We start from the raw sequence: 19925 nt of genomic DNA on the forward strand, positions 1-19925 counted from the left end.
TTATTTTTTTGATTTGTTAGGACAATTATAGATAAAAAATTAGAATAAACTAAATTTCGATATGAAAATTAATATATTTTTTTAAAAATCCATAGCTTATGCAATTATCTTAAAATACTCCGGGATATAACTATTTTTTGAATCTCTGAAGTGCCTTCATAAATCTGGGTGATTTTGGCATCACGCATCATGCGTTCTACATGGTATTCCCTTACATATCCATAACCTCCATGGATTTGTACCGCCTCTGTTGTGGTTTCCATGGCAACTTTTGAGGCATACAGTTTGGCCATGGCACTGAGTTTGGAATAATCTTTACCCATATCTTTGGTTTTTGCAGCTTTCATGCAAATCAGTCTTGCTATTTCAATTTCCATATCCATATCAGCCAGTTTGAACTGGATGGCCTGATGTTCTGAGATGGGTTTTCCAAAGGTGTATCTTTCCCTGGCGTATTGCAATGACCTTTCAAAGGCTCCTGAAGCCAGTCCCAATGCTTGAGCCGCTATGCCGATCCTACCTCCGTTCAGGGTCTCCATGGCAAATTTAAACCCAAAACCCAGGTCCCCTATCCGGTTTTCTTTGGGTATTTTTACATCCGAGAACATCAGTGAATGAGTGTCTGATGCCCGGATACCCATTTTATCCTCTTTTTTGCCAATTTCAAAGCCAGGCCAGCCTTTCTCTACAATAAAAACAGAAATACCATGATGGCCTTTTGTACTGTCCGTTTGGGCAATTACCAGGTAAATGTCTGCGGTATTCCCGTTGGTTATCCAATTTTTGGTACCATTGAGCAAATAATGGTCTCCCATGTCAGTGGCAGTGGTCTTCTGAGAGGTGGCATCTGATCCGGCTTCTGGTTCTGATAATGCAAAAGCCCCCAATGATTTTCCGGAGGCCAGCGGCTTTAAATACTGTTGCTTTTGCTGGTCATTGCCATATTTTTCCAAGCCCCAGCAAACCAGGGAATTGTTGACAGACATGATGACAGCAGCAGAGGCATCGATTTTGGAAATTTCCTCCATGGCCAAAACATAAGAAATGGTATCCATGCCCCCTCCTCCGTATTCCGGACTGCTCATCATGCCCAAGAAACCCATTTCCCCCATTTGGAGAATAAGCTCCTTCGGGAAGGTTGCTGCAATGTCTCTTTCAATGACACGAGGTAACAATTGGGTAGTGGCAAAATCTCTGGCAGCTTCCCGGACAGCCAGTTGCTCTTGGGTATATTCGAAATCCATGTCTGGTCAGTTAAAAGTCAAAACCTGGATAATATACGCTAAAAAATAAAAAAGGGGCAATTTATGCCCCTTTAATTCATATAGTTTCGAATTGGGTTATTCTCTGCCACCAAAGAAAATAAAGAAATAATACGCCAAAGTGGCCATGGAAGCAATTGCTGCCACCACATAGGTCATCGCGGCCCATTTCAATGCATCTTTTGACATACCATATTCCTCAGGGGTGACAATATTACGTTCCTGCACCCAGGCGAGAGCTCGTTTACTGGCATCAAATTCAACGGGTAATGTTACCAGACTAAAAAGGGTCAGCATACTGTAGGCTCCTACGATGACTACTCCCACTGCCTCATAAGGTAGCCCCAACAAAGCAATCCCTCCAAACAAAGAGGCAATCAGTACAAAATTCAGAATTTTACCACTGACGTTTTGAATTGGCACCAGGGTAGACCTCAATTGAAGCCAGGTGTAAGATCGGGCGTGTTGTACCGCATGTCCGCACTCATGAGCTGATACGGCTGTTGCCGCAGCATTTCGGCCATAGTAGACATCAGGACTAAGATTTACCGTTTTGTTCATCGGATTGTAATGGTCAGACAACTGGCCTTCGACGCAGTTTACCTTTACATTATGGATACCATGATCTGCCAACATCAATTCTGCGATTTCTTTTCCGGAAAGATTGGCCTTTAAGGCGGTCTGAGAATATTTCCTGAATTTATTCTTGAGCTTATTGCTCACCACATAACCAATGATCCCAAATACAACTACAATTAATATGATTCCCATTTTCTTTTTATAATTATTTTTTGCTACATAAACGAACCATCAATGCTGAAGGTTGCTTTCTTTTTTACTCGCTAAAAGAAGCAAACTTAGCCCTCCCAAAGCCATTATGGTCAGCATTTGTGAGGCATGAACGATCATTGCAAATATCTTGCCCTGCTCTTCAGATATGCCATAAAACAAGAGTATAAATGCCACCATGGCGTGGAAAGTTCCTATACCACCCTGTACCGGGGCCACCATTCCTATACTCCCCATTACCAATACCATCAAAACCGAAGATGCTGATAAAGAGCTTGTTGAGGGAATTGCTAGTGCGATCCAATACATCATGAAAAAATATATTATCCAGATCAATACAGAGACGGCCCAAAATCCGAACTGTTTTTTCATTTGAAAGACCGTTTCCAGACCACTGACAAATTGTCGTAAAAACTGTCTTACCTTCCCTACCCATCCGGACTGCCTGTACCTGCGGAACGTAAAGTAAACAAGTCCCACTCCCCCTGCCAGAATAACCAGGCCTATGGAGAAATAATTGTTCATGAAGGCTGTCAATGCGGGAACAGAAACCAGCAAGCCGAAAATTTCCAGAAATATACCTCCTTGAAGTAAGAAAGCCAGGGCAATCATCAAGAACATGAAGACCATGTCTATGCTTCTCTCCAAAACGACGGTGCCAAACAATTTTCCTATTTTGATAGGGTAGGTCTTGTTTATTGCTCCACACCTGGCCAATTCTCCTGCTCTGGGGATTAGCAAGTTCATGAGGTAACCAAACATTAAAGCCCAAAAAACATTGCTTGTGCTGACAGGGATTTTTTCACCGGTTTCAATAAGGATTTTCCACCTCCATGCACGCAACCAGTAACCCAGAATGCCTACCAATACCGAGGAAGTCAACAAAAGCAAATCTGTGTTTCTAAGAGAGCTCAGGATGGTATCCTTATCAATGTCCCGGTACAAATAATAAAAGATGAATACCGCAATAAGCAGGGACACGGTTACCTGAATTCCCTGTTTTATATTTTTGCTCAAATCAATTGATTTTGATCGTCCGGAAATATGACGATGGGATTGTAGCCTTTGGCTTCTTCAAAATCCATGGATGCATAGGAGATAATGATCACAACATCCCCCACCTGGGCTTTTCTGGCAGCGGGTCCGTTCAGGCAGACTTGTCCGCTACCTCTTTCCCCTTTAATGACATAGGTTTCCAATCTTTCGCCATTATTGATATTGACAACCTGTACTTTTTCATTGGGAATGATATTGGCAGCATCCATAAGGTCTTCGTCTATGGTAATACTTCCCACATAATGAAGTTCTGCCTGGGTGATTTTTACCCGATGTATCTTTGATTTTAAGAGTTGGATGTGCATGGCAATTTATGTTGAGCTATTCGCCTATAACAAGATTGTCTATCAGGCGGATATTTTCTATGTTGGCGGCAATACATATAGCAAAGGGCGTTCCGTTTACCGGCTTGTACGTCAAAGAGAACCTTTTTAACTCCACCAACTCCAGGTATTCCGGTTGTATGGCTGCAGGCAAAAGCTCTTCTTCAATAACTTTCTTTCGTATGCTAAACCAATCTCCTCCATTTAAAAGTTCAGTCTTACACTTTTGAAGTGCCTGGTAAAGTTTAGGTGCCAGGGAACGGCCGTTTTCAGAGAGCCTCAGGTTTCTGGAGGATAAGGCCAATCCATCCTCCTCGCGGACGGTGGGGATCATTTCAATGCTGGTATCTATAGACAAGTCTTTTGTAAGCCTGCGAATAATGGATACCTGCTGCAGGTCTTTTTGGCCAAAAAAGGCAACATCTGGTTGAAGTATGTGAAATAGCTTGGCCACTACAATTGCCACCCCGTTAAAATGCCCGGGTCTGAACCTTCCCTCCATAACTTGCTCCATGGGCCCAAAATCAAATTCAGTGGTAATGGCTTCCGGGTACAATTCTTTTTCGTTGGGAACAAACACCAGGTCAGTACCTTCGCTGGAAAGAATTTCCAGATCAGCAGATAAAGTACGCGGATATTTTAACAGGTCTTCCGGGTTATTGAACTGAATGGGGTTGACAAAGATTGAAACCACAGTAATGTCTGAAACCTTTCTGGAACTTCGGATCAACTCAATATGCCCTCTGTGCAGGGCTCCCATAGTGGGTACCAATCCAATAGACTTGCCCTGGCTCTTCAAATGCTTAATTTGTTGCCTTACAGCGGGTATGGTTTCAAATTTTTCCAAAGGCTTCCTTGAGATGGTGTAGCAAAATAGGTGCAAAAGTATATTATTTTGATTAAAAACAATGGGAATTCCTTATTTTTTTTGTAATTTTGTAGTCCCGTTATATCCCTTAACAAAACACACTAGATATGTCTAAACTTCGTATCCTTTACGTAGCAAGTGAAATCAATCCATTTCTTCAAACCTCAGAGGTTGCCAATTTTGTAAGGGCACTGCCTCAGGCCATGCAGGAAAAGGGAATGGAAATCCGTATCCTGGTACCAAGATTCGGTTTGATCAATGAAAGAAAGAACAGGTTGCATGAGGTAGTAAGGCTTTCCGGAATCAATATTTCAGTGGGAGAGGAAGAAAAACCCCTGATCATCAAGGTGGCCTCTATCCCCAATGCGAAGCTTCAGGTTTATTTCATAGATAATGAAGACTATTTTCAAAGGAAGAGCGTTTTCTTTGACAAGCAGGATAAGTTTTACGAAGACAATGACGAAAGGGCGATATTCTTTTGCAAAGGTGTATTGGAAACCGTAAAAAAATTGGGTTGGGCACCGGATGTAGTGCACTGCAATGACTGGATGACCAGCCTGATTCCGTTGTATCTAAAAACAACCTACAAGAATGAACCGCTTTTTAAGGAAACAAAATCTGTGTTTGCCATTTATAATAACGGATTTAGTCATAAATTTGGGGACGATTTATTTGAAAAAATCAAAATGGTAGATATTGATGATAAACTGCTTGCTCCATTAAAATCCAAAGATTATGAGGGCTTCCTTAAACTTGGGATGGAGTATGCAGATGTAGTCGTCAAGGGTGAGGATATTTCTGAAAGCCTTACTACCATGATTAAAGAAACATCTAAAGACAAACAGTTTGAAATTAATAGTGAAGAAGAAGGTCAGCTTTTTGAAAGTTATTACAACATCTACACCGACCTGGCAGGCTAAGATTTTCGGGATATTATTATCCGTCATTTTATTCACCGGTGCCTGTTCCGATCCTTCAGAGATAGGTTTGGTACTGGATCCGGACTCTAATCAGATAGGGGTTTTCTACGAAGAAATACCCCTTTCTTCTTATTTGGTGCTGGCAGATTCTTTCAATACCACCAGCCAGGGAAGGATGGTGGTAGGTGGAGACCAAAGCGATCTGTTTGGGACTACCCGATCCATTGGTTACAGCAGGCTCTCCTTCAATCCAAACGGGATACCTCCCGAGGAAGAGGCGATTTTCGACTCGGCGATTTTTACCATGAATGTGGTAGACCTTATAGGAGAGGATTTTGACGAGGAAAAAACTTTCAGTGTTCACCGGCTGACCGAACCTATTCTGGATACCGCCTATTATAATTTTAGCCAGTTGGAATTTGAAGAAGAGGCCAACATAGCATCGGGCTCCTTTTTATTGGAACCAGATACAGCCAACCTTTTAAGAATGCAGGTTAATCCGGAACTTTCTGCTGATTTTTTCAATAAGCTTAAATCAGATGATCCGGTATTTGACAATATTTTTGCCTTCCGGGATTATTTCCCGGGCATCGTGATCACCGGAGAGCCAGAACAGAACACCTCGCTTTCATTGGCAACGGGTAGTGGTACAGGTATGACACTTTATTATCATTATGATGGAGATACCGTGTCCACGGCCTATCCCATCAATACCATTCAGTCCCGGCATTTTACAGGGGTGATCAGTGAAAGGCAGGGATCAGGAATTGATGCTGTCTCTGAAAGAGGAGAAGCATATGAAGTGACCGGGGATCGGCTAGGTGTAAAAGCCGGTCTGGGATTAATGGTGAAATTAGGCATGAGTCCACTACATGACTTTCTGGATACCCTGGAGAATATTACCTTTAATCAGATCATGCTGGAGGTAGGTCCAATAGAAACCTACCCGGAATTTAAGGCACCTTACAACGCATTGGTGATGTATTTTGCTACAGCAGACAATAAAATCTACCGTCGCTTTGATGGATCGGAAGTAGCTGTACAGGCCGAAGGTGGCAATCATACCGGGTTGGATCAGCAAGGAAACGTCGTGCCCACAACGAATAACCAGACAGGTTTGGCATTTAATACTGAAAACAGGGTTTATGCCAACCAAATCACCTCTTACGTGAATGCCTTGTACCGCTCCGGATTGGTCAGAACAGACTTGTTCCTATATCCCAATACCCCAAGTACGGAAAGGGCGCCGGTAAACTCTGATGCATTTAAAAGATCACTCAGGGAGTTTGTAGTCGATAAAAACAATATCAAATTAAAAGTATACTATACCAAAATCAGGTAACAAGTGGGAATCAATGGGTTTTGCTGAATAGTAAAGCAGCCCATTGGTTGTTGCTTTTTTTGTCTTTGTAAAGCAGCCCGCATTTTTCGGCTTCCTTTCTGATATCGGCAATATCAGCTTCATAAAAACCGCTTAATACCAGGTATCCCTCTTTGTCCAGGACCTGGGCGTAAGTGTCCATTTCATCCAATAATACATTTTTATTGATATTGGCAAGTACCAGGTCATAATACCTTTCTTTATTTACGGTTCGGACATTTCCCTTTTGCATGCTGATGTTTTGCAAGCCGTTGATTTCAAAATTTTCATTGCCGTTGGCCACACTCCAGTCGTCAATGTCAAATGCAGTAATTGTTTCTGCACCAAGTTTTTTGGCCATAATGGCCAGAATACCCGTGCCTGAGCCAGCATCCATCACCTTTTTATTTTGGTGGTCAAGGGACAATTGCCAGGTCAACATCAGGTAGGTAGTGGCATGGTGTCCCGTTCCGAAAGACATTTTTGGATTGATGATGATCTCATGGGCAAAGGCCGATGCTTTGGATGGATGGAAAGTAGCTCTCACATAAACTTTGTCCATCACCGTTATTGGGTCATAGTGCTTTTCCCATGCTTCATTCCAATTGACCTTTGGCAATATCCCTTCACAGATCTGAATGCCTGCCGGGCCTGTGTACTGGGCAAGCAGCTCTTTCCACTCGTTTTTATCCAGGTCCCCAGGGAGAATATAGGCATCAAATCCTTCTTCTGTTTCCAAAAATGAATCAAAACCAATTCCGGCCATTTCTGCCATTAGAATTTCTCTGTAGGCTTCCTTGCAGGTAATTTTGAATTCCAGGTATTCCATGTGAATGGTTTTTTGATTCGGTTTCAATACAATTATGCCCGGACCAATTTAGTCCGGGCATAATTATGGCACCTGTTTTAGAATGATTTGACAATGTCTACAAAATCCCTTGACTTCAGTGATGCTCCGCCTATCAATCCGCCGTCTACATCTGGCTTGGAGAAGATCTCTTTGGCATTGTCTGGTTTACAACTTCCCCCATAAAGGATGGAAATTTCATTGGCTACAGATTCTCCGTATTTACTTGCCAGGTGTTTGCGAATAGCAGCATGCATCTCCTGTGCCTGTTCTGCCGAAGCAGTTTTTCCGGTTCCAATGGCCCAAATGGGTTCATAGGCTATGACAATGTTTTTGATTTCATCCTCGGAGAAGCCAAATAAACTTTCGGTAAGCTGATTTTTCACATAGGCCTCATGGGTATTGGCTTCCCTTATTTCTAAAGGTTCACCGCAACAGAAAATGGGGACCAGCTTATTGGCAAGTGCCTGTTTGGTTTTTTCAGTCAGCAAAGCATTGGTTTCCTGAAAATACTCCCGTCTTTCACTATGACCGATGATAACATAACCTGCTCCAAATGAAGCCAGCATTTCGGCTGAGATTTCACCGGTAAAAGCTCCGGAGGCTTTATCGGAACAATTTTGCCCCCCCAAATGTATATTTTTAACACCCGATATCAATTTATTGACCCCATGAAGATGAACAAATGGAGGATTCAAAACAACAGTTACATCCATTGAGGGCTCATCCCTGATCATATTTACAATCTCAGAAGTAAGCTTTTGCCCCTCTTCCTGAACACAATTCATTTTCCAGTTTCCGGCAACAATTTTTTTTCGCATGATATATTAGTTAAGATTTATATATTTGGTCAGGATTATCCCGTTCATTTACCAAAGGTTAAAATTACGTAAAATGTCAGTTCCAGAAAAAGAAAATTCGGATCCAGGTACAAAAAAGAAGCTGGGTTATTCCACTGCCCTAAAAAAAATAGCTTCGTTTTGTGCCTACCAGGAGCGTAGTCTTTTTGAAGTTAGGGGTAAATTGGAAGATTGGGGTTTGCATGCAGAGGAGGTTGAGAAGTTGATTTTCCGTTTGGTGGAACAGGATTTTCTAAACGAAAAAAGATTTGTGGATAGTTTTGTCAAAGGAAGGTTTGGGTTAAAGAAATGGGGAAAGGTAAGGATACGTCAGGAATTGAAAATGCGGCAAATACCCAATGAAATGATCCTGGAAGCTCTTGAGGCATTGGATGAAAGGGAATATGAGGAAACGTTAAATTTCCTTGCGGAAAGAAAGTGGAAATTGACCAAAGAGTCCGACTTGTATAAAAAGAAAGCCAAGGTATCCCGTTTTTTGTTGTTCAGGGGCTTCGAACCGGACCTGATTAAGGAAGTGGTGGACAGGCTGGCTATTGCTTAGGGATAAACCGGTCTTCCGATTCCTGCGGAATGACATCTATGACATTGGCCAATACCAATTTGACCAGTGTCCTGGAGGCGATATAAATGGGGATTTTCGCCATGGACATGTATTCTTTCAAGGTAATGTGCGATCGGACGGCCAGTTCTTTCATCAGCAATTCTTCTTTTTTGCCGTATTTGAAGATAATATCCTCTTGTCTTTGTTTTCGCTTCATAATTTCCCACATTTCCCTGCTGGCTTGTATGCTTTTATCGGCTACCCTGATATACGCCTTCTTTCGCTTATCATCCCATATGAAATGCGGACCTGACTTACTTTTTTGAATTTCATAAACCGCAACCCCCTTTTTCGGGTTGAGGTGGACGACATGTTTTTTTATTTGTATGGAAGGTAGGATCAAGTCCTGAATGGCCTTGTCCATGGCATAAACCTCTTCTTCAATATAGCGCTGACCACTTACAGTGCCATCATCATCCACTCCAATGAGCAGGTGTCCACCATCCGTATTGGCCATGGCCACGATTTCCTTAACAATTTTTTCAGGGTGGGCTGCTTTTTTTTTGAATTCCACATGCAGACCTTCTCCTTTTCTGGCTATTTTCCCAATTTCCTGAATTGTCATTGCCTTTCATCTTATTAAAACCGCCAGCGTTATTCTCGCCCCAAGTGTCTGGTTTTGTACATAATAATCTGCCATTCCTTCCAACCGCATCCGGTAAGTAAAATTGTAGGTATATCCGGCTCCCAAGCCTAAGTCAGCGTTGTTGCCCACCAGGGCCCGGGCACGAATGAATGCCGCCTCCAACGGATAAAACCTCAGACCACCTGTAATTTGGTTGGGTCCTTCTGTATTGTATTCATATCCGCCCGAAAAGGACAAGTGGTGCAGGTGAAAATAATTGATTTCGGCACCAATTTGAGCCTTTTGGAATATTCCCCTGACATCAGACCTGATAAGATCCATTCCCCCACTGATTAAAAAACTGCCGGCAGCCTGCTGGGCATGCCCAATTGTGATTCCGCCAAGTAACAGCAATAAACAAAGAGTGGGAATCAGTTTTTTTTTCATGAGGTGCCCCCGTTTAACGTTTCCAATCTTTTTTTAAGCCCCATCCATTCGTCCCTGAGCCGGGCAGCCTCCATAAAATTCAATTCTTTGGCGGCAGCCTCCATTCTCTTTTGGGTTTGTTTGATCAGCTTCTCCAATTTATCCTTGCTTAGGTACTGAATGATGGGATCTGCCGCTACATCCACTTCTTCAGGGTTATTTTCCACATATATTTTAGCGTTTCTTTTGCTGTCGGCCACCTTGGTCTGCCCCATGATCCGGTCGTGGGATTTAATGACCGTTTTTGGGGTAATGCCATGTGCTTCGTTGTATTCTTTTTGCCGGGCTCTTCGCCGATTGGTTTCATCGATGGCCAGCTGCATGCTTTCGGTGGTTTTATCGGCATACATGACCACTTTGCCATTTTCGTTTCGGGCGGCACGCCCTATGGTCTGCACCAAACTTCTTTCGTTCCTGAGGAAACCTTCCTTATCCGCATCAAGGATAGCTACCAGGGCTACCTCGGGAAGATCCAAACCCTCCCGCAGCAAATTCACGCCCACGAGTACATCAAAAATGCCCAATCTCAGCTCCCGCAAAATTTCCACCCGGTCAAGTGGTTTTACTTCTGAGTGAATGTACCTGGATTTGACCCCTACCTTGGCCAGGTATTTGTCCAATTCCTCAGCCATTCGCTTGGTAAGAGTGGTGACCAATACCCTGAAGCCATTTTTAATGGTTTGGTCAATTTCCTCCAAAAGGTCATCTATTTGATTCCCACTGGGCCTGACTTCGATCACCGGGTCCAGTAGTCCGGTGGGCCGGATGATCTGTTCCACCACCACCCCTTCGGATTTGGTTAGCTCATAGTCTGCAGGGGTTGCACTGACATAAATGACCTGATTAGTCAGTGACTCAAACTCATCAAATTTCAAAGGCCGGTTATCCAAAGCTGAAGGTAACCTAAAACCATAATCCACCAGGTTCATTTTCCTTGACCTGTCTCCACCCCACATGGCCCTTACCTGGGGCAGGGTGACATGACTTTCATCAATGACCAGCAGGAAATCATCCGGGAAATAATCCAAAAGACAAAAGGGTCTGGTGCCGGGTTGCCTGCGGTCAAAGTACCTGGAGTAATTCTCCACACCGGAGCAATACCCCAACTCACGAATCATTTCGAGATCAAATTCAGTCCGTTCTTTCAGCCTTTTTGCTTCCATCAATTTCATGTCTTTTTCAAAAAAACTAAGTTGTGAAACAAGGTCATCCTGAATTTCATGAATAGCGGTATCGATCACGTCCCTGCCTGTAACGAATAAATTGGCAGGAAAAATGGTGATAATTTTCTCATCTGAAATTTTTTTGCCACTTGCAGGATCTACTCGCTGAATGGCTTCTATTTCATCTCCCCAGAAAAAAAGCCGGTAGGCAAAATCCCCATAGGCCACAAATATATCCACGGTGTCGCCTTTAACCCTGAAGGTGCCCCGGGTAAAATCACCTGTAGCCCGGCTGTATAGTACTTCCACCAGTTTGAATAAAAGCTGGTTTCTGGGAATCCTGTCACCTTCCTGGATTTTGATGACATTTTTACCAAATTCCTCCGGGTTTCCTATACCGTAAATGCAGGAAACCGAAGCCACCACAATCACGTCCCTTCTGCCTGAAAGTAGTGCGGAAGTGGCGGAAAGGCGCAACTTTTCTATTTCTTCATTAATGGATAAATCTTTTTCAATGTAGGTTCCACTGGTAGGAATAAAGGCTTCCGGCTGATAGTAGTCGTAATAGCTGATAAAATACTCCACTGCATTTTCCGGGAAAAATTGTTTGAATTCCCCGTAAAGCTGGGCAGCCAATGTTTTGTTGTGGCTCAGGACCAATGTAGGCTTCTGTACCTCCTGGATTACATTGGCAATGGTAAACGTTTTGCCGGAACCTGTTACACCCAGTAGTACCTGCGCCGGCTCCCCGGAATTTACCCCCGATACCAGATTTTTGATGGCGGTAGGTTGGTCTCCTGTAGGTTCATAATCCGAAATGATATTAAAATCCATATAATTTTAATTTACTTAGATACAACGCCCATAAGGCAGGAAATAGTTTTCGGAATCAGGTACTTTTACCCAAACGATTGAATATGTTGAGGTTATAATACAAGAAATTGGTGCGTATAATAATGATGAGCAGTAGGGGAAGAATACTGGGATGAAAGGATTGGAAATTTAAAATCCAGATAACCAAAGCAAGATCAGCAAGGATCATGGCCCCCAGCAACAGTTTTCTTACCAAGGCCTGTTGGGAATTGAGGGCTAATTTTAGGGCCAGATAAAGGTGCAGGGGAAAGGCCCAGAAAATATTCCAGTTATTTTTAGTCTGAGAATGCTCTGTGAAAAACCAAAGAAAAACCAACAGTAGCCCCAACAAGCCCAAAACCGTAAACAGGCCAATATCAAAACCCAAATAAAGCCTTTTCCTTTTAAAGCCCAGAAAGGTGAGCAATACTGTGGCGATGGCCAACGCCCAAAAAACCATATAGGGGTTGAAAACACTCCAGTTTTGTGAGCCATCATCCGGAAATTCGTAAACGGTGTTGTTTTGGCTGACCAGGGGCCTTTCCGGGCCATCCCCGATGATGCTGGCACTTTCAAAGGCAGCCTCCAGATAATCCGGCAGAAACATTTTCTCTGTTTCATCGGCCTTCCGGTCGATTACAGCCCCCAAGGCAAGATCAATTCCCAGATCTGACCAGGGAAGGGGGTAAACATATTCATCTATGAGATTTCGAAAACTTTTTTCAGGCCCTTCCGCGCTCAGGTTCCACTTAAGGGAGGAACCCAGGACGGTTTCCATCATTTCCCTGATTCTGGTCGAACAGTTGTCAAAGAAAAAGTCATACCGGTACTTTCGGTTTTCAGGTCTGTAATTTTCCTGCAAAAATGCAACTATTGCTTTAGCCTGGTTATTGGAGAGGTTCAGTTCCTGTTCCCTGACGTTTCGTTTGAAATAATTGTATTCATAAAGGAATTGCTCTGTGGTGGTAAGTGACAATTGGTAATCCAGGGTCCTGCGGACAAACTTGACATAGAAAAAGGGTGTATTGAAATCAAATGTGCCATAATTGAAAACCAGATCTTGTCCTGAATCCAGTTCCCGTATTCGGATGGCACTGTGTCCAAAGGTAGAATACAGTTCATCTCCTGGATCACAGGTGAGCAGGCTGATTTTATATTGCTGTGCCTGGGAGGGTATCGCAGCTACCAGGAGCAAAAAAAGCCCCATGCTCATCATACAGGTTTTTAAGGAGGTAATGGGAGAAAAAGCAAGTTGCATAGGTGTATATCAGGTAAAACCATTTCGACAGGCCAAATTTACTGGTTTAATTCCGTTTTCCGATAAGGGTTTAAGTAAATCCTGTTTGGTAACTTTTACGTGAAAATATTGGTTTGAAACAAAAAAAATGAATTTTACATAAAAATATACGAATTACATACTTTGAATTTATTTGGGGAATAATTATTTTTATCATCTATTCATTTTTATTATGGATATTTTTTATAAAAAAAATTCCCTCAAAGACCTTCACTGGCTTTTATTGGCCAGGGCGGTTGCGGTGTTTGGCTTGTTGTTGGTATTAGTGCTTTCGGCAGAAGCGCAGATTCCCTTATCAACACTGAGCTATAAATCCAATCTGCCTGAAGGTGGTGTTGGTGACTGGGATGATCCTGGCAGCTGGCTGGTTTATGATGGCACGGGCTGGGTGGCTGCTGCCATTTCACCCAATAGGGATCACGATGTTTTCATAATCAAAAAAAATGAAATCAGATTGACGGGAAATGAAGAAGTCAATAACCTTTATTTATTTGGTGCAGCTGACGCTGGGAAAAAATTGAATCTTCAAAATTTCGATCTGGACATTTACGGGAGTCTCCATAGTTTTGATAGGGATGAAAATGACTTCATATTATATGGTAGTGCCTGGTTGGGAGACGATTGGATTTATCCTGAGGAGGGCAGGATTGTTTTCAAAGGCGATTCAAGAATTGTTGTGGATAGGAATTCCTGGAGCGGGCAAAACCTGGCTAGCAGGTATGCTGTGGTATTTGATCCAAATCCGGGTCAGGAACTCGTTGTAAACGCAGTGTTTAAAGCAAGCAGTTTTTTGATACAGAATGGTACAGTAAGACAAACTGTTAATACCGAAGGAACTCCTGCCTCATCCACCTTTTCTTTCACAACCGACGATGTATTTGGGACAGGAGATTTTGGGGAATTTCGAATTGCAGCAGGGGCAACGCTTATTTCAGAAGCTACCCGTGAGTTTAACCAATTGATTAGAAGGTCAGATACCAAACCCGCAAGCTCTTTTATCCTGGAGGAGGGGGCTAGCCTTGTGATGTTGGGAGAGGAACCCGTCATCGATGCGGTCAATGTGGTATTGGATGGTGATGTTTATTATAAAGCTGACGGGGCCTCACAGGAGTTTTTACAAGCCTCCATGGCCGACTCCCAATCAGATTTCCCGTACCAAAACCTTTATTTCGAGGGACTGGCTACCAAAAATCTTCCGGAGGAGCTTTCAGTTCAGGGGGATATGGAATATCTTTTCGGTGGGCAGGTCAATGGGCTAGACACCGAACTGCAACTGACGGGAAGCATGGATCAGGAATTGAAAGTGCCAGGATTGGAATTGTCCGGATTGTATTTGGATAAAGCATCGGGTACAGTGAATGTAAGACATAGGTTAACCATTTTTGATTCCTTCAGCCAGGTGGCTGGAACGGTAAATTTTCATGACCAGGATTTGACCCTTGATTTTGGGGCTACAGGAAGTTACAGCTACTCAGGAGGAAATTGGCTCAACCTGGGACAATTGCATTATGGAAACCTGCCCTTGTTTTTGGATGCCACAAATGCTACTTTCCCCATTTTTGATACGGTTTTTGATGCGCCAAGACATTTGTTGCTGGAAGGTAATTTATCCACCCCCGGACAGACTATGGAAATCAGTTTTACGGAAGCTCCCGGGGTGACTTACGATCCTGAATTCTCTGATGGTGGGGAAGTGGTTGTGTATCATTTAAACAGCTTTTTTCAGCTTAATGGGATCGGCGCTGATACCGATCAGCTAAGTGCCTGGATACTTGCCGAGGATCTGGCGGTACAGGATATCAATCACCTTCGGATAGTGGGGGCAGGTGAGCAAGCCATTGGAAACCACGTGCCCGCCTCACTTAAAGGTGGCATGCTATGGGCCGGCAGGGTTTTTGACTTTGATGAGACTCAAAGTAGTTTTCTTACTATTGGAAGCATTAGCGAATTAAGCGTATTGCCGGTCGAATGGTTGGATTTTGAGGCCACTTTGTTAGGAGACAGGGTAAGGCTTACCTGGAAGAGTACATCTGAAAGTTTGATTGATTACACCATCTCAAGAACCAATGGGGAAAAACCTGAATTTTTCCCTATCGGTGATATTCAGGAAAGCCGATACGGAATTACAATCACATTCGAAGACCTTTCTTTTCCCAAACATCAGCCATATTGGTACTATCAGGTGTTGGCAAAAGAAGGCCAGGCTGAAGTCAGTTATAGCCCGGTGCTCAGGGTTTCCAACCCCTTTTATTCCGGACAAAATCCTAAAATATATCCTAACCCCTATTACTCAGGTTCTGTACAAATTAATTTTGGCAATTGGAATTCAGGGGACATTACCAGTTTGAAGATATGGAACATGAAAGGAGTCAATCACCAAAGCCTTGATTTTCAACAAAATTTTAATCCGCTTATTTTAGAAAAACATTTGAAATTGCTCCCTTCCGGAACCTACCTGATTCAACTGGAGGGCTCAGGCAAAGCATATACCCTTAAATGGCAAAAGAACAACCAATAAAATTAATTCCCAGGTTTTTCAGTACCGAATAGGCATTTAGCAGAATATGCTGTAATTTTTGGATTCATTTTGAATTCATGATGACTATTATATTTGTCGCCCTCAGTATTCTATTGCTGGTTTTGATGATCGTTTGGATTAAGGTGGAGCCTTTTATCGCCTTTTTGATTACTTCCATCATAGCCGGATTATTTTTGGGAATTCCCATGGAAACCATAGCCACTTCCATTCAAGACGGCATAGGGGACCTGATGGGGGCCCTGGTAATCGTCATTACCCTGGGTGCCATGTTGGGTAAAATTGTGGCTGACAGCGGGGCTGCCCAAAGGATAGCCCTTTTTCTCATGAAACAATTTGGGGAGCGGAGGGTACACTGGGCCATAGCTTTAACCGCTTTTATTGTTGGTATACCCTTATTTTTCAATGTGGGTTTTGTATTACTCGTACCTCTTGTTTTCTCCGTCTCCTACCAATATAAAATTCCGGCCATGGCAATAGGTATTCCCATGTTGGCGGCTCTTTCTGTAACCCATGGTTTATTACCACCTCATCCGGGACCGGTTGCTTTGGTGGCACAGTTTAACGCAGATATGGGAACCACACTGATTTATGGTTTTATCCTGGCCATACCCATAGTGATTTTAGCGGGCCCGCTTTTGGGAAAATGGCCTTATTTTCAAACCATGAAGGTGAAGCCTCTGGAGGTTTTTAGTGCCAAACCCAAGCCGGTTGAAGAACTGCCGGGTTTGTTAAACAGTCTTTTCACGGCTTTGCTTCCCGTATTTTTGCTCATTACTTTATCCCTGGTTAAATTAAACGTTGCCGAAGAAAGCTGGGGTTTCGATTTTATGGTATTTATTGGTAATCCGAATGTAGTGATGTTGGTTTCCCTAATCTGGGCCACTTTTAGCCTGGGGATAATAAAGGGAGTTAAGATCACCAAAATCATGGAGGGATATTCTGGAGCAGTGAAGGATATCGCATTGATCCTGTTGATCATTGCCGGAGCCGGGGCGTATAAGGAAATTTTGGTGGATAGCGGGGTAAGCAGTCAGATAGGAACTTCCCTGGAAGTTTTACCCGTAAATCCTTTATTGCTGGGTTGGTTGATTGCTGCGGTTATCCGGGTATCTGTTGGATCGGCCACTGTGGCGGCATTGACAGCTGCCGGCATAATCGCCCCTCTGGTTACTTCAGGGCAGTCCGATCCTGAGTTAATGGTATTGGCTATTGGAAGTGGAAGCCTGATATTCTCCCATGTTAATGATGGAGGTTTTTGGTTGGTCAAGGAATATTTTAATTTGAGTATCAAGCAGACTTTTTTATCCTGGACTTTGTTGGAAACAATTGTTTCCATGCTGGGATTAGCAGGAGTTTTGATAATGGATTTGTTTGTTTCATAATTTTCATAAAAAATTTTAGATATGTCAGCAGAAGGAAAGTTAAAAGAAATGGGATTGGTTTTACCCCCTGCTCCGCCTCCCGGGGGCGTTTACCGGCCTGTAATCATTACTGGTAATTTACTCTACCTTTCAGGACACGGACCTGTTCGTGAAGATGGTAGCCTTATCAAAGGAAAGGTAGGAATAGATCTGGATAAGGATCAGGGTAAGGACGCCGCCAGACAGGTGGCACTGACCATGCTGTCTACCCTGCAGGCCCAGCTGGGTAGTATCAATAAAGTAAAGCGGGTAATCAAGGTATTGGGAATGGTCAACAGTAGCTTGGATTTTGAGGAGCATCCCTATGTTATCAATGGCTGCTCGGAACTTTTCAGGGATATCTGGGGAGAGGAAAATGGCATTGGATCCAGGAGTGCTGTGGGTTTTGGTTCCTTGCCAGGAAATATTGCGGTTGAAATTGAAGCTACCTTTGAATTAAATCAATAAATCCCATGAGCGAAAAATGGTACGCACTCAATCATCCTGAAAACATTGATAGTCCGGCCCTTTTGGTATATCAGGACAGGGCACGGGAGAATATACAAAGAGCCATTGATGTGGCAGGTTCTCCGGATCGCTTGAGACCACATGTGAAAACAAATAAATCCATAGAAGCCTGCCGGATGATGATGGAGGCTGGAATAAAAGCCTTCAAAGGAGCTACAATAGCGGAAATTGAGATGTTAACCCTGGCAGGTGCCCGGGATATACTATTGGCCTATCAGCCAGTAGGACCAAAAATTGACAGGTTTTTAAATCTGGTAAAAAGTCATCCGGATATACAATTCCATTGTTTGACAGACAATGAACAGGCAGCTAAGGCAATCGATTTAAAAGCCCGGGAAAAGGGGCTGGAAGTGTCGGTTTACATTGACCTGAATGCGGGAACTAACCGAACCGGGGTAAGTCCGGGTGAAAAGGCGGAAATACTTTTTAAGGCCATTAGGCTCCTGAAAGGTTTGCGCATTACAGGATTTCACCTTTATGACGGGCATTTGAGAAATCCCGTATTCGATATTCGAAAAAAGGAATGCGATGCAGGTTTTGAACCCATATCCGCCATGCGGAAGCGTTTGGAGGAAGATCATGGTCTTTCATTGGAAATCATTGCAGGGGGTACCACTACTTTTCCTATTCATGCGAAAAGAGAAAGGGTGACCTGTGGTCCGGGAACCTTCATTTACTGGGACGATGGCTATGCAGCAACCCTTCCGGAACAGGAATTTTTGTTTGCGGCACTGCTAATCAGCAGAGTGGTTTCTTTTCCTGCTGAAAACCTGATCTGCGTGGATCTTGGGCATAAGGCCATCGCTTCTGAAAACCCGCTGGATAAAAGGATCCGATTTATCAATGCCAATGACCTGACAGCGGTGAGCCAAAGTGAGGAGCACCTTGTTTTACAGACTTCTCCGGAGCATGATTATCAGATTGGGGATGTATTTTATGGTGTTCCTTATCACATCTGTCCTACTGTTGCCTTGCATCAGGAAGCTGTGGTTATCCGGGATGGTGATGAAGTGGGCAGGTGGAAGACCATTTCCCGGGACCGGAAAATTTCAATTTAATGTTTTCAATCAAGTAAAGAAACGATTCATGTTTACAATAGATGCCCACCTTGACCTCAGTATGAATGCGCTGGAGTGGAACAGGGATTTGACGCTTTCGGTAAAGGAAATCAATGCCAGAGAGGAAGGATTAACAGATAAACCTGACAGGGGAAATGCCACGGTTTCATTGCCTGCTTTGAGGGAGGCAAGCATTGGGATGGTGGTGGCTACCCAAATTGCCAGGTATGTGGCTCCCGGCAATCCTTTACCAGGATGGCATAGTCCGGAGCAGGCATGGGCCCAGACGCAGGGGCAATTGGCCTGGTATGAAGCCATGCAAGAAAAGGGGGAGATGATTCAGATCAGGGATAGGGAAAGCCTGGAGGCTCACATCAGCCTTTGGCAAAATGGGGAGTCTCAGGAAAAAAGGCCCATTGGTTATATGCTATCTTTAGAAGGGGCAGATTCCATCATCAATTTGAGCTACCTGGAAAAATCCTATGAAAAAGGTTTGAGAGCCCTGGGACCTGCGCATTATGGTCCCGGGAGGTATGCCCAGGGTACAGATGCCTCCGGGCCTCTCGGGCCTAAAGGAAGGGACTTGCTAAAGGAAATGGAACGCTTGAATATAATATTAGATGCTACCCATTTGTGTGATGAAAGTTTTTGGGAAGCCTTGGATCATTTTAACGGGCCCGTTTGGGCGAGTCACAATAATTGCAGGGCCCTGGTTAATCATAACAGGCAATTTAGTGATGAGCAATTGAAGGAATTGATCAATAGGGGTGCGGTAATTGGAGGTGCTTTGGATGCGTGGATGATGGTACCCAATTGGATAAAAGGTGTATCCATGCCCAGAGAAATGAATTGTGATCTGGAAAAGGTAATCGACCATATGGACCATATTTGTCAAATTGCCGGTAATGCCAGGCATATTGGCATTGGTACCGACCTGGATGGAGCCTATGGCAGGGAGCAAAGTCCCTACGATCTGGAAACCATTGCGGATATAAGCCGCATTCCGGGAATGCTGGAAAAACGGGGCTATGGCGAAGAAGATATTCGTTTGGTGATGCATGGTAACTGGCTAAGGTTCCTAAGAAAGGCCTGGTCAGTATAGTTTGTTAACGAAATAGAATTAAAATTAAACAAAAAGTATAAATAGAGAG

General features: G+C 43.5%; 19 protein-coding genes. 8 read left to right on the forward strand and 11 right to left on the reverse strand.

Features of this window, described 5'->3' with window-relative positions:
* Nucleotides 1–104: 104 nt before the first annotated feature.
* The 5 genes from HUJ21_RS16715 to panC all read right to left on the reverse strand — a co-directional run bounded on the left by HUJ21_RS16715 (nucleotide 105) and on the right by panC (nucleotide 4277).
* Nucleotides 105–1244: an acyl-CoA dehydrogenase gene (locus HUJ21_RS16715; protein WP_291371791.1), complete on the reverse strand. Its 1140-nt coding sequence runs from the start codon at nucleotides 1242–1244 to the stop codon at nucleotides 105–107.
* Between the two features lie 96 nt (nucleotides 1245–1340).
* Nucleotides 1341–2033, reverse strand: coding sequence for a zinc metallopeptidase (locus tag HUJ21_RS16720; RefSeq protein ID WP_291371792.1), 693 nt, complete (start codon nucleotides 2031–2033; stop codon nucleotides 1341–1343).
* A 39-nt stretch (nucleotides 2034–2072) separates the two neighbouring features.
* Nucleotides 2073–3068, reverse strand: a complete 996-nt coding sequence (locus HUJ21_RS16725) for a lysylphosphatidylglycerol synthase transmembrane domain-containing protein (RefSeq protein WP_291371793.1) — start codon at nucleotides 3066–3068, stop codon at nucleotides 2073–2075.
* The gene (panD, locus tag HUJ21_RS16730) at nucleotides 3065–3412 is read right to left on the reverse strand and encodes an aspartate 1-decarboxylase (RefSeq protein ID WP_166146106.1); all 348 of its coding nucleotides are present in this window, start codon (nucleotides 3410–3412) and stop codon (nucleotides 3065–3067) included. The genes HUJ21_RS16725 and panD overlap by 4 nt, the downstream gene beginning before the upstream one ends.
* A 16-nt stretch (nucleotides 3413–3428) precedes the next feature.
* Entirely contained in the window at nucleotides 3429–4277 is an 849-nt protein-coding gene (gene panC / locus HUJ21_RS16735; RefSeq protein ID WP_291371794.1) for a pantoate--beta-alanine ligase, read from the reverse strand.
* A 128-nt stretch (nucleotides 4278–4405) separates the two neighbouring features.
* Here panC and HUJ21_RS16740 point away from each other — a divergent pair, with 128 nt between their 5' ends.
* The gene (locus tag HUJ21_RS16740) at nucleotides 4406–5218 is read left to right on the forward strand and encodes a glycogen/starch synthase (RefSeq protein ID WP_166146112.1); all 813 of its coding nucleotides are present in this window, start codon (nucleotides 4406–4408) and stop codon (nucleotides 5216–5218) included.
* A complete protein-coding gene (locus tag HUJ21_RS16745; RefSeq protein ID WP_291371795.1) occupies nucleotides 5178–6560 on the forward strand; it encodes a DUF4270 family protein in 1383 nt (460 codons plus the stop codon). Before HUJ21_RS16740 ends, HUJ21_RS16745 begins: the two co-directional genes overlap by 41 nt.
* Nucleotides 6561–6570: 10 nt before the next feature.
* Here HUJ21_RS16745 and prmA read toward each other — a convergent pair whose 3' ends face one another.
* On the reverse strand, nucleotides 6571–7407 hold the full coding sequence (prmA, locus tag HUJ21_RS16750; protein ID WP_291371796.1) for a 50S ribosomal protein L11 methyltransferase: 837 nt from the start codon (nucleotides 7405–7407) through the stop codon (nucleotides 6571–6573).
* A gap of 77 nt (nucleotides 7408–7484) precedes the next feature.
* Complete coding sequence (gene tpiA / locus HUJ21_RS16755) at nucleotides 7485–8246, reverse strand: triose-phosphate isomerase (RefSeq protein WP_291371797.1); 762 nt, start codon at nucleotides 8244–8246, stop codon at nucleotides 7485–7487.
* 73 nt (nucleotides 8247–8319) lie between these two features.
* On the opposite strand from tpiA, the gene HUJ21_RS16760 reads away from it, so the two are divergent.
* Complete coding sequence (locus tag HUJ21_RS16760; RefSeq protein WP_291371798.1) at nucleotides 8320–8826, forward strand: regulatory protein RecX; 507 nt, start codon at nucleotides 8320–8322, stop codon at nucleotides 8824–8826.
* Here the strand turns inward: HUJ21_RS16760 and HUJ21_RS16765 are convergent.
* The 4 genes from HUJ21_RS16765 to HUJ21_RS16780 are packed head-to-tail and all read right to left on the reverse strand — an operon-like array spanning nucleotide 8816 to nucleotide 13168.
* A complete protein-coding gene (locus tag HUJ21_RS16765) occupies nucleotides 8816–9451 on the reverse strand; it encodes an ATP-binding protein (protein WP_291371799.1) in 636 nt (211 codons plus the stop codon). The two genes, HUJ21_RS16760 and HUJ21_RS16765, sit on opposite strands and share 11 nt — an antisense overlap.
* Before the next feature lie 6 nt (nucleotides 9452–9457).
* Nucleotides 9458–9898 (reverse strand): hypothetical protein, encoded by a 441-nt coding sequence (locus tag HUJ21_RS16770; protein WP_291371800.1) that lies wholly within the window; start codon nucleotides 9896–9898, stop codon nucleotides 9458–9460.
* Entirely contained in the window at nucleotides 9895–11934 is a 2040-nt protein-coding gene (gene uvrB, locus HUJ21_RS16775; RefSeq protein WP_291371801.1) for an excinuclease ABC subunit UvrB, read from the reverse strand. Before uvrB ends, HUJ21_RS16770 begins: the two co-directional genes overlap by 4 nt.
* Nucleotides 11935–11989: 55 nt before the next feature.
* Entirely contained in the window at nucleotides 11990–13168 is a 1179-nt protein-coding gene (locus HUJ21_RS16780) for a DUF4105 domain-containing protein (protein WP_291371840.1), read from the reverse strand.
* A gap of 253 nt (nucleotides 13169–13421) precedes the next feature.
* On the opposite strand from HUJ21_RS16780, the gene HUJ21_RS16785 reads away from it, so the two are divergent.
* The 5 genes from HUJ21_RS16785 (at nucleotide 13422) to HUJ21_RS16805 (ending at nucleotide 19876) form a co-directional block, all read left to right on the forward strand.
* The gene (locus HUJ21_RS16785) at nucleotides 13422–15767 is read left to right on the forward strand and encodes a T9SS type A sorting domain-containing protein (RefSeq protein ID WP_291371802.1); all 2346 of its coding nucleotides are present in this window, start codon (nucleotides 13422–13424) and stop codon (nucleotides 15765–15767) included.
* Between the two features lie 80 nt (nucleotides 15768–15847).
* On the forward strand, nucleotides 15848–17170 hold the full coding sequence (locus HUJ21_RS16790) for a gluconate:H+ symporter (protein ID WP_291371841.1): 1323 nt from the start codon (nucleotides 15848–15850) through the stop codon (nucleotides 17168–17170).
* Between the two features lie 21 nt (nucleotides 17171–17191).
* A complete protein-coding gene (locus tag HUJ21_RS16795; RefSeq protein WP_166146142.1) occupies nucleotides 17192–17656 on the forward strand; it encodes a RidA family protein in 465 nt (154 codons plus the stop codon).
* Between the two features lie 5 nt (nucleotides 17657–17661).
* The gene (locus HUJ21_RS16800; RefSeq protein WP_291371803.1) at nucleotides 17662–18774 is read left to right on the forward strand and encodes a D-TA family PLP-dependent enzyme; all 1113 of its coding nucleotides are present in this window, start codon (nucleotides 17662–17664) and stop codon (nucleotides 18772–18774) included.
* A gap of 28 nt (nucleotides 18775–18802) precedes the next feature.
* Nucleotides 18803–19876: a membrane dipeptidase gene (locus tag HUJ21_RS16805; RefSeq protein ID WP_291371804.1), complete on the forward strand. Its 1074-nt coding sequence runs from the start codon at nucleotides 18803–18805 to the stop codon at nucleotides 19874–19876.
* Nucleotides 19877–19925: the final 49 nt, after the last annotated feature.

Source organism: Cyclobacterium sp. (assembly GCF_014762705.1).
GTDB lineage: Bacteria > Bacteroidota > Bacteroidia > Cytophagales > Cyclobacteriaceae > Cyclobacterium.

Coding starts and splice junctions, on each gene's coding strand:
- tpiA (WP_291371797.1), bottom strand. CDS start 8,246: ATGCGAAAAAAAATTGTTGCCGGAAACTGGAAAATGAATTGTGTTCAG.
- HUJ21_RS16765 (WP_291371799.1), bottom strand. CDS start 9,451: ATGACAATTCAGGAAATTGGGAAAATAGCCAGAAAAGGAGAAGGTCTG.
- prmA (WP_291371796.1), bottom strand. CDS start 7,407: ATGGAATACCTGGAATTCAAAATTACCTGCAAGGAAGCCTACAGAGAA.
- uvrB (WP_291371801.1), bottom strand. CDS start 11,934: ATGGATTTTAATATCATTTCGGATTATGAACCTACAGGAGACCAACCT.
- HUJ21_RS16720 (WP_291371792.1), bottom strand. CDS start 2,033: ATGGGAATCATATTAATTGTAGTTGTATTTGGGATCATTGGTTATGTG.
- HUJ21_RS16740 (WP_166146112.1), top strand. CDS start 4,406: ATGTCTAAACTTCGTATCCTTTACGTAGCAAGTGAAATCAATCCATTT.
- HUJ21_RS16805 (WP_291371804.1), top strand. CDS start 18,803: ATGTTTACAATAGATGCCCACCTTGACCTCAGTATGAATGCGCTGGAG.
- panD (WP_166146106.1), bottom strand. CDS start 3,412: ATGCACATCCAACTCTTAAAATCAAAGATACATCGGGTAAAAATCACC.
- HUJ21_RS16770 (WP_291371800.1), bottom strand. CDS start 9,898: ATGAAAAAAAAACTGATTCCCACTCTTTGTTTATTGCTGTTACTTGGC.
- HUJ21_RS16795 (WP_166146142.1), top strand. CDS start 17,192: ATGTCAGCAGAAGGAAAGTTAAAAGAAATGGGATTGGTTTTACCCCCT.
- HUJ21_RS16760 (WP_291371798.1), top strand. CDS start 8,320: ATGTCAGTTCCAGAAAAAGAAAATTCGGATCCAGGTACAAAAAAGAAG.
- HUJ21_RS16800 (WP_291371803.1), top strand. CDS start 17,662: ATGAGCGAAAAATGGTACGCACTCAATCATCCTGAAAACATTGATAGT.
- HUJ21_RS16780 (WP_291371840.1), bottom strand. CDS start 13,168: ATGATGAGCATGGGGCTTTTTTTGCTCCTGGTAGCTGCGATACCCTCC.
- HUJ21_RS16790 (WP_291371841.1), top strand. CDS start 15,848: ATGACTATTATATTTGTCGCCCTCAGTATTCTATTGCTGGTTTTGATG.
- HUJ21_RS16785 (WP_291371802.1), top strand. CDS start 13,422: ATGGATATTTTTTATAAAAAAAATTCCCTCAAAGACCTTCACTGGCTT.
- HUJ21_RS16715 (WP_291371791.1), bottom strand. CDS start 1,244: ATGGATTTCGAATATACCCAAGAGCAACTGGCTGTCCGGGAAGCTGCC.